Source organism: Kocuria sp. WRN011, from assembly GCF_002295155.1.
GTDB lineage: Bacteria > Actinomycetota > Actinomycetes > Actinomycetales > Micrococcaceae > Kocuria > Kocuria carniphila.
Map to the genome: position 1 here is coordinate 146313 of NZ_NSGI01000005.1, position 17835 is coordinate 164147.

17 protein-coding genes are annotated in these 17835 nt (G+C 64.9%); 14 read left to right on the forward strand and 3 right to left on the reverse strand.

What is annotated here, in order from left to right:
* The first annotated feature begins 28 nt into the window (after positions 1–28).
* The 3 genes from CKW39_RS08410 to CKW39_RS08420 are packed head-to-tail and all read left to right on the forward strand — an operon-like array spanning position 29 to position 2764.
* Positions 29–364, forward strand: coding sequence for a rhodanese-like domain-containing protein (locus tag CKW39_RS08410; RefSeq protein ID WP_031272826.1), 336 nt, complete (start codon positions 29–31; stop codon positions 362–364).
* A complete protein-coding gene (gene pheA / locus CKW39_RS08415; RefSeq protein ID WP_095797686.1) occupies positions 361–1365 on the forward strand; it encodes a prephenate dehydratase in 1005 nt (334 codons plus the stop codon). Before CKW39_RS08410 ends, pheA begins: the two co-directional genes overlap by 4 nt.
* A gap of 4 nt (positions 1366–1369) precedes the next feature.
* The gene (locus tag CKW39_RS08420; protein WP_095797687.1) at positions 1370–2764 is read left to right on the forward strand and encodes a GntP family permease; all 1395 of its coding nucleotides are present in this window, start codon (positions 1370–1372) and stop codon (positions 2762–2764) included.
* A 157-nt stretch (positions 2765–2921) separates the two neighbouring features.
* Here the strand turns inward: CKW39_RS08420 and CKW39_RS08425 are convergent, their stop codons facing one another.
* Positions 2922–3914: a diacylglycerol kinase family protein gene (locus CKW39_RS08425; protein WP_095797688.1), complete on the reverse strand. Its 993-nt coding sequence runs from the start codon at positions 3912–3914 to the stop codon at positions 2922–2924.
* A 127-nt stretch (positions 3915–4041) separates the two neighbouring features.
* Here CKW39_RS08425 and serS point away from each other — a divergent pair, with 127 nt between their 5' ends.
* The 3 genes from serS (at position 4042) to CKW39_RS08440 (ending at position 7030) form a co-directional block, all read left to right on the forward strand.
* The gene (gene serS, locus CKW39_RS08430; protein ID WP_095797689.1) at positions 4042–5346 is read left to right on the forward strand and encodes a serine--tRNA ligase; all 1305 of its coding nucleotides are present in this window, start codon (positions 4042–4044) and stop codon (positions 5344–5346) included.
* Between the two features lie 72 nt (positions 5347–5418).
* A complete protein-coding gene (locus CKW39_RS08435) occupies positions 5419–6339 on the forward strand; it encodes an HAD family hydrolase (RefSeq protein WP_371514677.1) in 921 nt (306 codons plus the stop codon).
* Between the two features lie 79 nt (positions 6340–6418).
* Positions 6419–7030 (forward strand): hypothetical protein, encoded by a 612-nt coding sequence (locus CKW39_RS08440; protein ID WP_238663118.1) that lies wholly within the window; start codon positions 6419–6421, stop codon positions 7028–7030.
* 81 nt (positions 7031–7111) lie between these two features.
* On the opposite strand, the gene CKW39_RS08445 is transcribed toward CKW39_RS08440, so the two are convergent.
* Together CKW39_RS08445 and CKW39_RS08450 are read right to left on the reverse strand one after the other, a co-directional pair.
* Complete coding sequence (locus CKW39_RS08445; RefSeq protein WP_254049341.1) at positions 7112–8005, reverse strand: hypothetical protein; 894 nt, start codon at positions 8003–8005, stop codon at positions 7112–7114.
* Between the two features lie 438 nt (positions 8006–8443).
* Positions 8444–8959, reverse strand: a complete 516-nt coding sequence (locus CKW39_RS08450) for an inorganic diphosphatase (protein WP_095797691.1) — start codon at positions 8957–8959, stop codon at positions 8444–8446.
* 171 nt (positions 8960–9130) lie between these two features.
* Here CKW39_RS08450 and dacB point away from each other — a divergent pair, with 171 nt between their 5' ends.
* The 8 genes from dacB to folP all read left to right on the forward strand — a co-directional run bounded on the left by dacB (position 9131) and on the right by folP (position 17835).
* Positions 9131–10576 (forward strand): D-alanyl-D-alanine carboxypeptidase/D-alanyl-D-alanine-endopeptidase, encoded by a 1446-nt coding sequence (gene dacB, locus CKW39_RS08455; protein WP_254049342.1) that lies wholly within the window; start codon positions 9131–9133, stop codon positions 10574–10576.
* Positions 10577–10622: 46 nt separating this feature from the next.
* Positions 10623–11720 (forward strand): zinc-dependent metalloprotease, encoded by a 1098-nt coding sequence (locus CKW39_RS08460; RefSeq protein ID WP_095797693.1) that lies wholly within the window; start codon positions 10623–10625, stop codon positions 11718–11720.
* Between the two features lie 52 nt (positions 11721–11772).
* On the forward strand, positions 11773–12234 hold the full coding sequence (locus CKW39_RS08465; RefSeq protein ID WP_254049343.1) for a DNA-binding protein: 462 nt from the start codon (positions 11773–11775) through the stop codon (positions 12232–12234).
* A 3-nt stretch (positions 12235–12237) separates the two neighbouring features.
* Positions 12238–13296, forward strand: coding sequence for a tRNA lysidine(34) synthetase TilS (gene tilS / locus CKW39_RS08470; RefSeq protein ID WP_238663122.1), 1059 nt, complete (start codon positions 12238–12240; stop codon positions 13294–13296).
* Positions 13297–13348: 52 nt separating this feature from the next.
* Positions 13349–13900, forward strand: a complete 552-nt coding sequence (gene hpt / locus CKW39_RS08475) for a hypoxanthine phosphoribosyltransferase (protein WP_095797695.1) — start codon at positions 13349–13351, stop codon at positions 13898–13900.
* Between the two features lie 222 nt (positions 13901–14122).
* Complete coding sequence (ftsH, locus tag CKW39_RS08480) at positions 14123–16270, forward strand: ATP-dependent zinc metalloprotease FtsH (protein ID WP_095797696.1); 2148 nt, start codon at positions 14123–14125, stop codon at positions 16268–16270.
* Positions 16271–16927 carry a GTP cyclohydrolase I FolE gene (folE, locus tag CKW39_RS08485; protein ID WP_095797697.1) on the forward strand — a complete coding sequence of 219 codons (657 nt, stop codon included), beginning with the start codon at positions 16271–16273 and terminating at the stop codon, positions 16925–16927.
* Positions 16924–17835, forward strand: a complete 912-nt coding sequence (gene folP, locus CKW39_RS08490) for a dihydropteroate synthase (RefSeq protein ID WP_095797698.1) — start codon at positions 16924–16926, stop codon at positions 17833–17835. Before folE ends, folP begins: the two co-directional genes overlap by 4 nt.

Below are 17835 nucleotides of genomic sequence, written 5' to 3' on the forward strand. Positions count from 1 at the left end.
ATTTTCCGCTTCTGAGTTCGGAGGAACCATGGACAACGTGAACAATCTGCCGTCCGCGTCCGTTGAGGACATTCCCCAGGGCGCACCCGTCCTGGACGTCCGCGAGCAGGACGAATGGGATGCCGGCCACATTGACGGCGCTCAGCACCTGCCGCTGTCCCAGCTGGCCGAGCGCACCGGCGAGGTTCCGGTGGATGAAGATGTCTACGTCATCTGCCGATCCGGCGGCCGCTCGCTGAAGGCCACCGCCTACCTCGCGCAGTACGGGTTCGATCCCGTGAACGTGCTGGGTGGCATGGGCGCGTGGGCGGATGCCGACAAGCCCCTGGTTTCCGAAAACGGCGAAACTCCGCGCGTCCTGTGAACGCGGCAGTTTCCGGCGTGGCCTCGGGTCCCCTTGCGGACTCGGGGCCACGCCCGCGTCGGATCGCTTTTCTGGGCCCGGAGGGCACCTTCACCGAGGCCGCTCTCATGCAGGTCCCCGGAGCCCGCGAATCCGAGCGGATTCCCATGGCTTCCGTTCCGTCCGCGCTCGCGGCCGTTCGTAAGGGTGCCGTGGATGCCGCGGTGGTCCCCATTGAGAACTCGGTCGAGGGTGGCGTGACGGCAACGCTGGACGACGTCGCCTCGGGCGCCGAGCTGCGCATCCTCCAGGAGATCCTGGTCCCGATTCAGTTCACCCTGGTGGCACCGGGGGAGTTGGCGTTGGACCAGATCCGCTCCATCTCCACGCACAGCCACGCCTGGGCACAGATTCGCGGGTGGGTTGAGCAGAATATCCCGGGCGTGGAATATGTCGCGGCGTCATCCACGGCGGCCTCGGCCGTCGCCTTCCTGGACGGTCACGGCGGTACCAGCTCCGAAGGTGTCAGCTATGACGCTGCGGTGTGCTCGCCCGTCGTCGTCGATCGGCACCCCGAGCTGACCGTGCTGGCCGAGAACATCGGCGACAACAAAAATGCGGTGACCCGCTTCATCCTTGTGGCCAGGCCTGATGCCACCATGCCCCAACCCACCGGCGCGGATAAGACCTCCGTGGTGATTCCGCTGTGGCAAGATCGTGCCGGAGCGCTCATGGAGATCCTTGAGCAGTTCGCCACTCGCGGGGTGAACCTGTCCCGCATTGAATCCCGGCCCACCGGAAGCCACCTGGGTGACTACTTCTTCAGTGTGGACGTCGACGGTCATATTCAGGACGACCGCGTGGCGGATGCGCTGATGGGCGTTCGGCGTATGTGCCCGCGCACCCGATTCCTGGGTTCCTACCCGCGAGCAGATCAGCGAGTCATCGAGGTTGCCAAACAACACTCGGATGCCGCATTTATTCAGGCCCGATCTTGGGTCGATCACTTGAGAGGACAATAGCCCCATGGAAATCGAAGGCTGGAGTCAAACCCTCACAGCGGGTCCCCTGCTGTTGATCGCAGCCGCGGCGATCGCCGTGCTGCTGGTGCTCATCATCAAGCTGCGCGTTCACGCGTTCCTTGCACTCATCATCATTTCCGCGCTGACCGCGTTCGCCACGGGTATCCCCACCGGCGAAGTGGTTCCGGTGTTGCTGTTCGGCTTCGGCAACACCCTGGCCAGCGTGGCTCTGCTCGTGGGCCTGGGCGCGATGCTCGGCCGCTTGCTGGAAACCTCCGGCGGTGCCCAGGTGCTCGCGGACAGGCTCATCGGAATTTTCGGGGAGAAGCGCGCCCCACTCGCCCTGGGTGTGGCGTCACTGCTGTTCGGCTTCCCGATCTTCTTCGACGCCGGCCTGGTGGTCATGCTTCCGGTGGTCTTCTCCGTGGCGCGTCGCCTGGGCGGGAGCGTGTTGACCTACGCGCTGCCGGCCGTGGGTGCGTTCTCCGTGATGCACGTGTTCCTGCCGCCCCACCCGGGTCCGGTGACCGCGGCGACCTTCTTCGAGGCGAACGTCGGCTACATCATCCTGGTCGGCCTGGTCTGCGCCATCCCCGCGTGGTACCTCTCGTCCTACCTGTTCGGCAAGGTCATGGGGCGCAAGATCAACCTCCCCGTGCCCAGCATCCTGGGCGAGGCCGAGAACGTGAAGAACCCGCCGTCGGTCGGCCTGGTCATCATGCTCCTGTTGCTGCCCATGCTGTTGATCTTCCTCAACACCGGCCTGGGTACCTTGGCCAACTCCGGAGCCGTCTCGGAGGACACGGCCGGTCGGGGTTGGTACGAGTTGCTTCGAGCCATCGGTGAGACACCCATTGCCCTGACCATCACACTGGTCATTGCGGCCCTGACCATCGGTAAGGTCCGCGGCATGAGCGGTTCCGCGATCGAGAAGACGTTCGAGTCCGCGCTCGGCCCCGTCTGCTCGGTCATCCTGATCACCGGTGCCGGTGGCATGTTCGGCGGTGTGCTGCGTACCTCGGGAATCGGCGACGCCATGGAGAACGTGCTCTCGAACCTGGGTATCCCCGTGATCCTGGCAGGCTTCATCATCGCCGCCGTGATGCGCGTTGCGCAGGGTTCGGCCACGGTCGCGCTGACCACCGCGGCCGGACTGGTGGCTCCCGCTGTGCTCGCCGGTGATTACAACGCGATGCAACTGGCCGCCATGGTGGTTGCCGTGGCCGCCGGTTCCGTGGTGCTGTCCCACGTCAACGACTCCGGCTTCTGGCTGGTCGGTCGCTTCCTCGAAATGGACGTCAAGACCACGTTCAAGACCTGGACCGTTCTGGAAACCATCATTGGTGTGGTGGGCTTCGCGATCGCCGCGGCGATCTTCGGTCTCGCCGGCGTAGCCTAGTAACGGTTCGTTCGACGACGACGTCGCCGCGTCCCTGATTTTCGACGGACCGCAAACTGATCGACGGTAGGGCCCGGGAATCGAGATTCCCGGGCCCTACCGTCGATCACGTTACTGGCGCCATGCCCAAGCGGCACTAGCGTCGATCAGGGTGCGCTCAGATCTTGTCCGGATCCGCGGCGTCGATGACCGGGGCCTCGGGCTCGTCCAGATCGGCCATGGAGGGTGCAACGCGCACGCGCAGGGAGCGGGGGAACACCTCGGATTCGAAGGCCTTGATCTTGCCCAGCGAATCACCGTCGATCTCGGACTCGGTGGCATCCCAGAACTCCACGCGCACGTGCTTGCCGCGGTGGAAATCGATCACGGGCAGGTCGTGGGTGTGGCGGAAGAGGACCTTGGCGGCCATGCGGGCCCAGCCGAGCATGCTGCGGGGGCTCATGACGACAAGGTCCAGAACGCCGTCGTCGAGTTTGGCGTCCGGAACCAGGACCATGCCGCCGGTGAGTTCGCCGCAGTTGCACACCATGACGGAGCGGGAGCGGGCGGATTCCCACTCGCCGCCGTCCACCTGAAATCGGGCCCAACCGGGGCGGTTGAACAGGTGGCGGGCACCGGCCTCGCCGTAGGCGACCCAGCCGACCATGTCCTTGAGGTCGTCCTTGGTGTCCGCCATGATCTGCGCGTCGAAGCCGCCGCCGCCCATGACCAGGAAGCGGTTCTCGTCTGTGGTGCCGTCCTCGCGTTCCACGTTGAAGGACACCGTGTCGATGGATTTTTCGGAACCGAACAAGGCCACGTCCACGCACTGGCGCGGATCGGCCAAATTGGCACCCAAGTTGCGGGCCAGCAGGTTGCCGGTGCCCAGGGGAACGAGCCCCAGGGCGGTATCGGTCCCGGCCAGCGTTTCGGCCACGGCTCGCACGGTGCCGTCGCCGCCTGCGGCAAGGACCACGTCCGCGCCGTCCTCGACGGCGCGCCGGGCCATGGAGTACCCCGAGTCGTCCACTTCGGTCAGATAGAACTCGGGATCGGACCAGCCAGCCTTGCGGCACGCCAGGATCACGGCGTCGCGGGCTTCGTCGGCTTGGAGCTTGATCGGATTGAGGACCACAGCGACTCGCTGCGGAACCAGAGAATTGGTGCGCACGGCAGCCTTTCTCGGTAGGAAGAACAGTCACCTGTTGATTAGGGACAGTCTACGGTCGCCAGCTTGGCGCGAGCCGCGTGCGGCAATGGGTTCCGCGTCACCCTGCGGCGTTCGCTACCCTGGAACGGTGATCGATATCAATGAGCTGCGCGCCCACCCCGACCTGTTCCGTGCTTCCCAGAAGGCCCGCGAGGCCGACGAGAGCCTGGTGGATCGAATTCTCGATGCCGACGCCCAGCGCCGGACGGCCATCACCGAGTTCGAGAACCTCCGCGCGGAGCAGAATGCGTTCGGCAAGAAGGTCGCCAAGGCGCAGGGTGAGGAGAAGCAAGAATTGCTCGCCCAGGTCAAGCAGCTCGCCGCGGACGTCAAGGCCACGCAGGCCACCGCCGATGCCGCTCAGCAGACTCAGCAGGCTTTGCTCACCCAGCTGCCCAATCTGGTGGAAGAGGGCGTGCCTTCCGGCGGCGAAGAAGACTTCACGGTGCTGCGCACCGAGGGCACCCCGCGCGATTTCGTGGCCGAAGGATTCGAGCCGAAAGACCACCTGGAAATTGCCGAACTGCTCGATGGAATCGACATGGAACGCGGGGCCAAGGTCTCCGGCTCCCGGTTCTACTTCCTCAAGCGTGACATCGCCCGCCTGGAGAACGCACTGTTGCTCGCGGCCCAGGACCTGGCGCTGGACAACGGATTCATTCCCATGACCACACCCAACCTGGTGCGCCCCGAGGTCATGAGCGGCACCGGCTTCGATGTGGAACACGACGACGAGATCTACCGCGTGGAGAAGGACGACCTCTACCTGGTCGGCACCTCCGAGGTGGCCCTGGCCGGCTATCACATGGATGAGATCCTGGATCTCTCGGACGGTCCGCTGCGCTACGCCGGGTGGTCCTCGTGCTACCGCCGCGAGGCAGGATCGGGCGGTAAGGACACCCGCGGCATCATCCGCGTGCATCAGTTCAACAAACTGGAGATGTTCGTCTACTGCACCCAGGACCAGGCCGCCGCCGAGCACGAACGGCTGCTGGCGTGGGAGGAGCAGATGTTGCAGGCCTGCGGTCTCAGCTACCGCGTGATCGACACTGCCGCCGGTGATCTGGGGACATCGGCCGCCCGCAAGTTCGACTGCGAAGCGTGGGTACCCACCCAGGGCCGTTACCGCGAGCTGACCTCGACCTCCAACTGCACCACCTATCAGGCCCGCCGTCTGAACATCCGCGAGCGCCTGCCGGAAACCACGGGCGCGGACGGCAAACCCAAGAAGGCGGGCACGCGCGCCGTCGCCACCCTCAACGGCACGTTGGCGACCACTCGCTGGATTGTGGCGATCCTCGAGACCCACCAGCAGCAGGACGGTTCCGTGGTGATTCCCGAGATTCTGCGCCCTTACATGCGCGGTCAGGACATGATGCGCCCGGTGAACTGACGCGCCGGGGAGTTCATGCGCCCTTAACCGTGTGGTCTGCGTCGTGTCATGAGCAGCTGGTGGTGTGACACCATGACTGTTATGACTGAAACACAGGCTGGCATCGATGACCGGCAGCAAGCACAACTGAAATCAGCGGCGGATACGCTTCCCCCCACCAAGGTTCAGCCCGTTCGTACGGGTTCCTGGACCAAGGAGGAAGGGGTCAAGTATCTCGTTGCCCTGGACGTCGACGGCACCCTGGTGGACCACGACGGAAAAATGTCCCGCGCCGTGAAGGACACCGCCCGCGCAGTGGTCGCGGCGGGTCACCACGTGGTGATCTCGACCGGCCGCTCCATGGGCGCAACACTCCCCGTGATCCGGCAGGTACACATGGAGTCCGGCTTTGCCGTGTGCTCCAACGGCGGCATCACACTGCGACTCGATCCGGAACTCGAGAACCACTACGAAGTGGTGGACCGGGTCAGCTTCGACCCGTCATCCGCGCTGGAAGCACTGGCCGATAAACTGCCCACCGCCAAGTTCGCACTCGAGGGTGAGGACGGAACGTTTTATTCGACCGAGCGGTTCCAGGACTCGTCCTTCGGCATCGAGGCGATCGGCGTGGATCTGAAGACCCTGTCCGAAACACCGGCGGTCCGGTTGGTCGTCTACAGCGCCAACGACACCCCTGAAGAGTTCGGAAAGGTGATCGACGAGGCCGGTCTGCACGGCGTGACCTATTCCGTGGGTTGGTCCTCGTGGCTGGACGTGGCCGCCAACGGAGTGTCCAAGGCGAGCGCGCTGGAGCAGATCCGGCGTCAGTTGAACGTGGATCCCGCGCACACGATTGCCATGGGCGACGGTCGCAACGACATTGAGATGCTCGACTGGGCCGCCCGCGGGGTGGCCATGGGACAGGCTCCGGACGAAGTGGCCGAGGTGTGCCACGAGGTCACCACCACGGTCTACGAGGACGGCGCGGCGCGCATCCTGCAGACGCTGCTCTGAGCCCAGACACTGCTCCGCTGCACCGGGTTCAACCGCATGAATCCGGGCAGCGAGCTGCGATACTGAGAACGTGTTTGTGATGACATTGACTCAGCGCGTGGAGGACAGCTCCCGGCCCAGTACCGACACGGACCGTGAACTCACGCGCGAGTTGAGCGATCTGAACACCAGTGCGCCGTTCCAACCCACCGGGCCCGGTGAGGTCCGTGGGTTGACCGAAGACCCGAACGCCGCCGTGAGCGCGACCATGATCGCCCTGCGCGAGGACCGTTATGCGGTGGCCATCGGCGTGGGAGAAGTGTTCTTGACCCGGGTGACCGATCCGGAGGGGCGCTTGGCGGTCGCCGCGGACGGCGCGGGCATGCTCTACGGGCACGAGGCCGCAGCGACCCAACGCCTCGGTGAACGAGTGGCCGTGCGCGTGTGCGCGGCCGACCCGCAATCCGCGGCCGAGGCCCAGGCCGTGCTTAAACTCGTGGGAAGAATCGTCAGCGTGCGCAGTGACGCCGAATGGCGCGTGGTGGATCTGCTGACACCCGGCGCGAGGGGGCAACAGAAGGACGTAGCCGCTCAACTGGGCATCACCCCGCAGGCCGTTTCCAAAGCCGTGGTGCGCTCACTATGGAACGAAGAATGGGAAGCCCGTCCCGCCGCTGCCACGCTCTTGCAGCGGTGCGCCGAACAGTTCTAGCCGACCGTGCCTTGGTTCGCCGCCGGTGACCGGCGCTCCAGCCGTCACTACCGAAGTGCGCTCGGGCCCGAGTTCATCCGTTCACCACCACACGTCCACGGAATAGCCACGCTCGGTCAGGGCGTACTCCAGCTCCGCGGCGCACTCCATGGGAAGGCGCAGCGATCCCAGGACGTCCATCGGATCGAAATACCCGGTCAGCCACGAGAAGGCGGAGTGCGTGCCGCTGAGCTCTTCGCAGAGGGCGACCACCTGATCCAGACGCTCCGGAGTTGTCAGCACCCAGAATGACTCCACATCCGTGAGTTGAAAGAGACCCACCCAGGGATACTGTTCCCCGGTCTCGTGGGCCTCGTCCCACGCGACACCGCTCGCTCGAGAGGGTGAAGACGGAGCGGAGGCCTCGGAACCACCGGCCTCGGTGGACCCGTCCGATGATGCGGGGGCCCAGATCCAACCACCCGGTGCGGCGGGCCCCAGGGCCGGTGCGAGCGGGTCCAGTTCCCACCGGGGAGCATGAGCCAACCAGTCCGGGACACTGGGCGGGAACATGGGGCCGTCCGCGGGGGAGGGCCATTGCTCGGACCAGGTGGCCCAACTTCCGGCATTGAGCCGGTCCCAGAACATCTGGGCGGGCAGTTGCACGGAGAGCTCCGTCACGCTGGTGTGGGAACGGACCCAGGGCGAGGGCGCATCGAGAATCGGATCCTGGAGCGCTTCATTCGTGTACGGGCGGGCCACGATGTCCGTGTGGATGGCCGGTGAAACGTGCGGATCGACACCGGCGGCCGCGAGCAATTTCTGCGCTGCCGTGACCAGACGGCCGGTCCCGAGCAACTGCGTCGAGGCGCTGCCGTGGAACACATACACGCGCTCGTAAGGCGCAGGTTGTGAGCCAAGCACGGAGATCACCTCGAGCGGGCGGGCGGGGCGGGTGGACGGAGCGCCACCGCACGTGGTCTGCGGGGTGCTCAAAACCATCCCACCACAACCCACCGACACGCATAGGCCGCCGAACGGTCACGTTAAAAAGGTATCGGCCGGTGAACATGGGGGACATTCACCGGCCGACTCCCGTGCTCGGTATACGCCTCGAACGGGATTCGTCCGAGCGCCAAAAGTTTCGACAAGTTGGGGGAACCATCAAAACTCGCGAGAGTTTCAAATCTGCTGCGCTCGGGTACTCGAATCCGGGAGGGATTTGGGGGAAATTCTCCCGGTTCGTCACCGGTATTACCGGTTAGTAGAAAATTAAGCGTACGGAATGCAGAGTGACAAGAGTTTTCCTCTGAAAGTTTTTCGAGTCCAACGACCTGCCACCTCGAGCTCCTGGTCAGGGCATTAGCGTGGGCGAAAACGCCGGGACCCCGCACCAGGAATTGGTGCGGGGTCCCACGAGAAGGTGAGCGGGACTCAGTTGTCCTGTTCGGCTTCGGCTGCGGAGTCGTACTGGGACTTCTGGAAGCGTTCCTGAGCCTCGACGATCAGGCGCTCAGCGGTCTCTTTGCCTTCCCAACCTTCACCCTTGACCCACTTGTTGGGCTCGAGGTCCTTGTAGCGCTCGAAGAAGTGCTGGATCTCCTTCTGCTTGAACTCGTTGACGTCCTCAAGGCCCTGGATCTCGTCGTACCGCTTGTCCACGGAGACGCACAGCACCTTGGCATCGCCACCGGCCTCGTCGGTCATGTTGAACACGGCGATGGGGCGGGCTTCCACGATCACGCCGGGCATGATGTCCACGTCCATGATGATCATGGCGTCCAGCGGGTCGCCGTCCTCACCCAGGGTGTCTTCGAAGTAGCCGTAGTGGGTGGGGTACTGCATGGACGTGAACAACACACGATCCAGGCGGATGCGACCGGTCTCGTGGTCGATTTCGTACTTGACGCGGGATCCGCGGGGAATCTCGATAGTGACGTCCAGCTCCATAGCAGTGCTCCTCGTGTTCGAGTCTTAGTTGTATCGGGGCGCGCGTTGAGGCCCCGAAATCACGTTGGGTTCCACGATAGCGGCACGTGCCGCGCGCACAGCAATCAACGACGCCGCTCGGGGCCGGGCAATCGGTTCGTTTCAGTCCCGTACATGCGAAAGAATGGCCGCATGAGTAAGCCCAGCGCCCCGCCGCCCAAGCGACCCAAGAGCCTGTTGGGTCCCGTTGTGGCGGCGTTGCTCATCGTGGCGCTAATTCTCAGTTCGCTGTGGGCAATCCCCGCGTTGCTGGCGGAAGTGGATCGGGGCGAGCCCGGTGAGCCCATGAGGGTGGTTACCCCGCCCGGTGAAGCGGGGGACCTGCCCGGGGTACTGCAGGCCGCGGCGTCGTCGGCGGAAAGCCCGGCTGCACAAGGTGCTGAGGTCCAGAACATCGTGGACGCCGAACTGACCGGCGCACCGGGGAGTTCGAGTGTCACGGTCCTCGACGCCGAATCCGGAGAGGTGCTAGCAGAACGAGAGGCTGGCGCGCCGAGAATCCCCGCGTCCAATCAGAAAACACTGACCGCGCTGACGGTGGCCGCGCACCTGGACCCGTACGCGCGGCTTGCCACCACTGTGGTGACGGGGGAAAATCCCCGCCAGATCACGCTCGTCGCCGGTGGAGACACCACGCTGGCGCCGGGTGAGGGCGACCCCAAAGCCGTGAACGGACACGCAGGGATAGAGGACCTCGCAGAAGGGACCGCGGATGCGCTCGTCGAGCGCGGCATTCAGGGGGAGATCGAGGTGGGGTTGGACACCTCCCTCTTCTCGGGGCCCGCACTGAACCCGGGCTGGGCGGACGAGGACGTCGAGGCCGGCGAAATCACCGCCGTCTCATCCATCGCCATGTATTCGCACAGGGTTCCCACCCCGGACGGGCGGGATCCGGGAGCCCGAGGCGAACGCCCCGAGAACGCGCCGAACGCCGTGGCCATGGAGTTCCGAGAGCGGTTGCAACGGCACCTGGGGGCGGGCACCAGAGTGAGCCCGGGAAACCACTCCGCGCCCGAGCAGGGTACGGAGCTAGCGCGCGTGGAATCCGCACCCGTCCACGAACAAACCGCGTTCATGCTCGAACACTCGGACAATTCGCTCGCCGAGACCCTGGCACGCATCGCGGCTCGAGAAGCGGGGGAGCAGGGCAGCGTTGCGGGTGTGCAGAACGCCATTTGTGCCACGCTGGAGGCCCACGAGATCGACCTCACCGGGGCGGAGGTCGTGGACGCCAGTGGCATGGCGCTGTCCAACCGCGTGACCACGGGAACGCTGGCGCAGGCCACTCGTGCGCTGCTGACCGATCCGGAGCTGGGGCCCTATGGACAGGGACTGCCGCTGGGCGGTGCCACCGGAACGCTCACCGAGCGCTTCGACGACCCGGACGAGCAGGCGGCCAGGGGACTCACCCGCGCAAAGACCGGCACGCTCAATTCGGTGGTGTCGCTGAGCGGCTACGTGCAACGGGCGGAAGGGGAAGTGCTCGTGTACTCGGTGATCTTCAACGATGTGAGTGGCCAGACCGACCCCGCCAAGGACACCGTGGACCGAACGGTGGCCGCGCTCGCCCAAGGCTGAACTTCGGGCAGTGTGCTTACCGGCTGTGTGTGGTTGAGTGGTGGGCATGACTCAAGAGCTTGCTCGACCCTCACTCGTGGACTGGGATTCGGCGGCGCAGATCGCCGCCAAACTCACCCCGCCAGGGCCCACGCCCAAACCGCGGGAGATGAGCAAGGCCGTGGAGTCGCTGCGGTACTTCGCCCATGAATCCGTCCATCACGTGCACAACATCACTCGATTGGACGCCGCCGAAAACCTGCGCGATTCCAAGATCCTGGTGGTCGACCGCGCCGGGTGGGCCAAGGCCAACACCCAGACGTTCTCGGTGCTCATGCAGCCGATCTTCGACAGGATCCGCATTAAGAATCCCGAGAAGTTCGACACCGCCCTGCGCGGTTTCGCACCCACGGCCGCTGCCGCCGAAATGGGGGCGATGGTCGGTTTCCTCTCGTCCAAGGTGCTGGGCCAGTACGACCCGTACGCGGGTCTGGTCTCTCCGCAGGCCGCCGAATCACATCCGGGCGGCAGATTGATGTTCGTGGCCCCCAACGTGTTGTGGACCGAACAAGAAATCAACGTGGACCCCGACGACTTCCGCTTGTGGGTGTGCCTCCACGAGCAGACCCACCGCGTGCAGTTCGCGGCCGCGCCTTGGTTACGCGGGCACATGCTCGAACAGATATCCACCCTGGGTTCCTTTGATGTCTCACCCTGGGATCGCTTGAGCGCGGTGGTGGCCTCGGTGACCGGGCGCGGATCCGGTGATCACCCGGACACGGGTCTGGGGCCTATCGGCCACCTGCTGACCGATGAGGAGAAAGCTACGCTGTCGCACCTCACCGCCGTCATGTCCCTCTTGGAAGGTCACGCCAACGCGGTCATGGATGCGGTGGACTCCAGCATTGTGCCCACCGTTAAAACCATTCGGCGCCGGTTCAATGCACGATCGGACAACCACGGTGCCCTGGACCGGGCGATCCGTACTCTCATGGGTATGGACGCCAAGATGCGCCAGTACAGCAACGGGCAGAAATTCGTGGAGTACATCGTGGAACGGGCCGGAATGGACACATTCAACACCGTGTGGACCTCGGCGGAGACCTTGCCGACCGAAGCGGAGATCCACGATCCGCAGCGCTGGATGGATCGGGTGCTCGCGTGATGTTCCATCCTTTCCGAGAGTTCGTTTCAGCCGAATGTGTCAGGATGATTCCGTGAGTTCGGAAAATATTGATCAGCAGATTCAGCTGTACGGCCAACCTTTGTCGGAGCGATTCGGCAACGTGGTGGCTGCGTACCGCATCACTCAGCGACGCCTGGCCGAGGTGTTGGGTCTGTCTGCGCCCATGCTTTCCCAGCTCATCAGCGGGCGCCGAATCAAGATCGGTAACCCCGCTGTCTATGAACGCTTGGTCATGTTGGAAGACAGTGTGGGTGCCCAAGACATTGAGGCCGTTCTGCGTCGCGTGGAAGCAGCCCAGCCGGTGTTGTCCACCACGCAGATCCGCACGGGTATCAGCACGGAGACGGATGCCGTGACCGCGTTGGCCACCGTGGTGCCCTCCGGTGAACTCGAGCGCGCTCTGATCATGCTGGGGGAGCACACCCCCGTGTTGTCCAAGGTGTTGAGCATGGCCGAGGACATGTCCCGCCGCACGCGCGACGCCCAGGACTGATCCTTGCAGCGAGGTAGAACCGGCCGGTTACACCCCTGGGTGGCCCGTGCGCGCAGAGCCGTGGGGCGCGCCATCGAAGAACTGCCTGCTCGACACGACGGACGGCTTCCGCTGGTCCTGATCGCGTGCAGTGGCGGACCCGATTCCCTGGCACTGGCCGCGGCCACCGCCCATTTCGCGCGCCGTGGAAAATTACGCGTGGGGGCCGCGATCATCGACCACCAGATGCAATCCGGTTCCGCAGACGTCACCGAGTCCACCGCTCGCGTCCTGGAGGACATGGGTCTGGAGCCTGTGATTTCACGCCGGGTCACCGTGGATCGTGCGGGTCACGGCCCCGAAATGGCGGCTCGCCTGGCCCGTTACGACGCGCTCAACGACATCGCGCGGCAAACCGGCGCGGACGCGGTGCTGCTGGGACACACCCGCAACGACCAGGCAGAGACTGTGCTGCTGGGATTGGCGCGTGGCTCAGGCACGCGATCGCTGTCCGGGATGTCCCCGCGGCACACGATCGACGGTGTCCAGTACAGGCGCCCCTTCCTCAACGTGACGCGTGAGGAGACCGAGGAGATCTGCCGGGCCGAGGGGCTTGACCCGTGGCACGACCCCAGCAACTCGGACACCACGCTCATGCGCTCCAAGGTCCGGCACGAGGTGCTGCCGTGGCTCGAGGACCATCTGGGCCCCGGTGTGTCGAACGCGCTGGCACGCACGGCTTCCGTGCTCAACGCGGACGCGGACTTCCTGGACGAGCAAGCAGCCGAGTTTTTCCGCCGCGCGCGACTGGACCCCGCGGCGTCGTCGTCGGAAAACCTGGAGCTGGACGGCGGGGCCGTACAGGCGGCACCGGCGGCGATGCGCCGTCGTATGCTCGCTCAGGCATGTGTGGCCGCGGGCGGTGAAACCCCTACGTTCGAGCGGCTCAGCGCACTGGAACAGTTCGCGATGGGATACGGGGCTGCCGGTCCACTGCAAATGGCGGGTAAGGTGACCGTGTGGCGACGACGCGCGGACAAACACTGCGCCAAGGGGCGCCTGGAGTTCCACGGCACCGCATGATCCCCTCCCACACACCCCATACCCTGTTCACGCAACACCTCAGGAGCGCAACGTGAAGGCCGAGCACGTCGAGTCAGACCTGACCCACGTCCTATTCACCAAGGAAGAAATCGCCCAGAAGATCGAGGAGCTCGCAGAGCAGATCGATCGCGATTACGAAGGCCGCGACGTTTTGCTCGTGGGCGTGCTCAAGGGTGCCGTGATGGTCATGGCGGACCTCACGCGTGCACTCAAGGGGCAGTACCCCATGGACTGGATGGCCGTCTCGTCCTACGGTTCCGGCACCAAGTCCTCGGGCGTGGTGCGGATCCTCAAGGATCTGGACACCGACCTGCACGGTAAGGACGTTCTCATCGTGGAGGACATCATCGACTCGGGCCTCACCCTGTCCTGGTTGCGCACCAACCTGGAATCTCGCGGCCCCAAGTCCGTGGAGATCTGTGCACTGCTGCGCAAGCCGGACGCCGCCAAGACGTCCATCGACGTGAAGTACGTCGGCTGGGACATCCCCAACGAGTTCGTGGTCGGCTACGGCCTGGACTTCGCCGAGCACTACCGCAACCTGGAATGCATCGGCACCTTGGCCCCGCACGTCTACGAGTAAGAATTCAGGGAACAGTGGGGTCCCGCATGTAGCGTGAGCGCGGCGCGTGCGCTCTCAGGGAACGACCGGACCCGGATGAGGCCCGGTGTTCCCGGAAACGATAGATTGTGCGTTACGCGCCGCGCACCCACATCGGTAACCGGATCAAACGGACCCGGATACAGCACCGTCAGTTTTTTGGGGCGCGGCACTGCGTGTCACGTCCACGGGAGGATCATCGGCTTGGCCACGGCGAAAAAACCCACCAGCTTCTTTAAGGGACCGTTCTTCTGGATCTTGCTAGCCGTCTTGGTGCTGGTACCCGTGGGCGCAAATCTCTTCGGCCCGTCCACCTCGCGCGTGGACACCAATGTGGGCATGTCGCTGCTGCGCGACCACAAGGTGCAAGAGGCCAAGATCTACGACGGCCAGCAGAAGGTCGAGCTCCAGCTCAAGGAAGACCTCACCCTCAACGACGAACAGCTCGGCAAAGACGTGGAGTTCTTCTTCGTGGAGCCGCGAGCTGAAGAAGTCATCGAGACCATGAACAACGCCGAGCTGGAAGGATTCACCGACCAACCGGTGGAGAACAACTGGTTCCTGTCCCTGTTGCGGTTCATGCTGCCGTTCCTGATCATCCTCGCGATTTTCTGGTTCATCTTCTCCCGCATGCAGTCCGGCGGGCAGGCCATGAAGTTCGGTCGCTCCAAGGCCAAGATGTTCAACAAGGAGAATTCCGAGGTCATGTTCTCGGACGTGGCCGGCGCGGACGAGGCCGTTCAGGAACTCGACGAGATCAAGCAGTTCCTGGTCGAGCACGACCGGTTCACCGCCGTGGGTGCCAAGGTTCCCAAGGGCGTGCTGCTCTACGGCCCTCCGGGTACCGGTAAGACCTTGCTCGCCAAGGCCGTGGCCGGTGAGGCGGGCGTCCCGTTCTATTCGATCTCCGGTTCGGACTTCGTGGAAATGTTCGTGGGCGTGGGTGCATCCCGCGTGCGCGACCTCTTCCAGCAAGCCAAGGAGAATTCCCCCGCCATCGTGTTCGTGGACGAGATCGACGCTGTGGGTCGCCAGCGCGGTGCCGGCATGGGCGGCGGCAACGACGAACGCGAGCAGACCCTGAACCAGTTGCTCGTCGAGATGGACGGTTTCGACGCGAACACCAACGTGATCCTGATTGCCGCGACCAACCGCCCGGACGTCCTGGACCCCGCGCTGTTGCGCCCGGGTCGTTTCGACCGCCAGATCGGCGTGGACGCCCCGGACATGAAGGGCCGCGAGCAGATCCTGCGCGTGCACTCCAAGAACAAGCCGCTCGCCCAGAACGTGGACCTGGCGTCCGTGGCCAAGCGCACCCCGGGCTTCACCGGCGCCGAGCTGGCCAACGTCATGAACGAAGCAGCCCTGCTGACCGCCCGTTCCCACGCCCAGCTCATTGACGACCGCGCCGTGGACGAGGCCATCGACCGCGTGATTGCCGGACCGCAGAAGCGTTCGCGCATCATGAAGGAACTCGAGCGCAAGGTCACCGCATACCACGAGGGCGGCCACGCGTTGGTGGCTGCCGCGCTGCGCAACACCGATCCCGTCACCAAGATCACCATCCTGCCGCGCGGCCGCGCACTGGGTTACACCATGGTGATGCCGGCGGACGACAAGTACTCGACCACCCGCAACGAGCTGTTGGACCAGATGGCGTACGCGATGGGCGGCCGTGCCGCGGAGGAGCTCGTGTTCCACGATCCTTCCACCGGCGCGTCCAACGACATCCAGAAAGCCACGGACACCGCGCGCAAGATGGTCACGCAGTACGGCATGAGCAGCCGCATCGGTTCCGTGAAGATCGGCGGAGACAACTCCGATCCGTTCGTGGGCCGTGAAATGGGCTCCACGGGCAAGGACTACTCGGACAGCACGCTGGCGGTCGTCGATGACGAGGTGCGCCAGCTGCTCGAGCAGGCCCACACCGAGGCCCACGAGATCCTGGACGAGAACCGCGATGTCCTGGACCGCTTGGCCCTGGAACTACTCGAGAAGGAAACGCTCAACGAGGCGCAGATCGCCGAGATCTTCCGCGACGTGCGCAAGCGCGAGCTGCGACCCGTGTGGCACTCGGGCGAAAACCGCCCGGTATCGGACATCCCCCCGGTGATCACGGCTGCCGAGCGCGAAGAGGCACACCGCAAGCACACCCAGGATCCGGACACCATGGCTCCCCAGGACCAAGCGGTGGCCGCCAAGCCTGAGCACCCGCTCGAGGTCCCGGATCACGGTGAATCCCAGATGCCCGGCACGGACGGGCGGGGTGGCCCTCAGGGCGGACCCGCCGGCGGTGAGCAGCAGGGCGACGGCCAGAATCCCTGGTCCGGCGGATCGCAGGAGCAGCGCTGAATGAGCCCGGACAACGGTCAGGAATTATCCGAGCCGATCTCCGGCTCGTACGCGGACTACCTGGAATCGGAACAGGTGGGCAGCCGCATCGACCAGCCGCGCATTCGGGCCGCGGTGCGAGAGATTCTGTTGGCCATCGGTGAGGATCCGGACCGCAGCGGTTTGAAGGACACCCCCGCGCGGGTGGCCCGAGCGTATGCGGAGATCTTCACCGGGCTCCATCAGGACCCCTCGGACTTGATGGCCACCACGTTCGACATCGGCCACGCCGAAATGGTCATGGTCAAGGACATCCCGTTCTACTCGACCTGTGAGCACCACCTGGTGCCGTTCCACGGGGTGGCCCACGTGGGCTACATCCCCGGTCCCGAGGGTCGGGTCACCGGGCTGTCCAAGCTCGCGCGCTTGGTGGACCTGTTCGCCAAGCGGCCGCAGGTCCAGGAACGATTGACCACACAGGTGGTCGAAGCGCTCGTGGACAACCTGCACCCTGCCGGAGCCATCGTCGTGATCGAATGCGAGCACCTGTGCATGTCCATGCGCGGGGTGCGCAAGCCGGGAGCCAAGACCGTGACCTCTGCGGTGCGCGGACAATTGCGTGATCCGGCCACTCGCGCGGAGGCCATGAACCTGATTCTGTCGGGCCAAAATCGATGAGCCCGAACCGTGCCGATCAGCTGGGTTGGGGATCGTACGAGCAGTTGCCCCAAGGCCGCACCCTGGTCATGGGCATTCTCAACGTCACGCCGGACTCCTTCAGTGACGGCGGTACCCACGACACCGTGGACGCGGCCATCGCGCACGGACTGGAGCTCGCCGCCCAGGGAGCGGACATCGTGGACGTGGGCGGAGACTCCACCCGGCCGGGTTCCGTGCGGGTGAGTCTCGAAGAAGAGCAGCATCGCATTCTTCGGGTCATCCGCGGGCTGTCCGAGCGGGGCATCGTGATCAGTGTGGACACTCTCAACGCGGAGACCGCGGCCGCCGCCCTGGACGCCGGTGCGCACATCATCAACGACGTCTCGGGAATGAACGTCCAGCAGGACATGATCGAGCTCGCGGCACAGCGGCAGGTGCCGTACATCCTGATGCACTCGCGCGGCACCTCCACCACGATGGACGCACTGTCCCGCTACGAGAATGTTCCGGACGAGGTCATCGCCGAGTTGCTCGCATTGCGCGAGCGCCTCTACCGCGCCGGGGTGAAACCAGAGAACCTGATCCTGGATCCTGGCCTGGGATTCGCCAAGGCCGGTTCCCAGGACTGGGATCTGCTCCGCGCCCTTCCCCGGTTGCTCGAGATGGGCAACAAGGTCCTCATAGCGGCATCCCGCAAACGCTTCCTGGGCCACCTCCTGGGGGACGAACACGGCCCGCGTCCCGTGGCCGAGCGCGACGGCGCCACGGCCGCCCTCAGCGCGCTGTCGGCCTTCGGCGGGGCCTGGGCGGTTCGGGTTCACGACGTCGCCGCGACCGCCGACGCCGTGGCCACCGCCCACGCGTGGTTGGGTGTCACCCCTCCGATCCTTGATCCCCATGAGATTCCCCACGAGAGTGAAAACTGA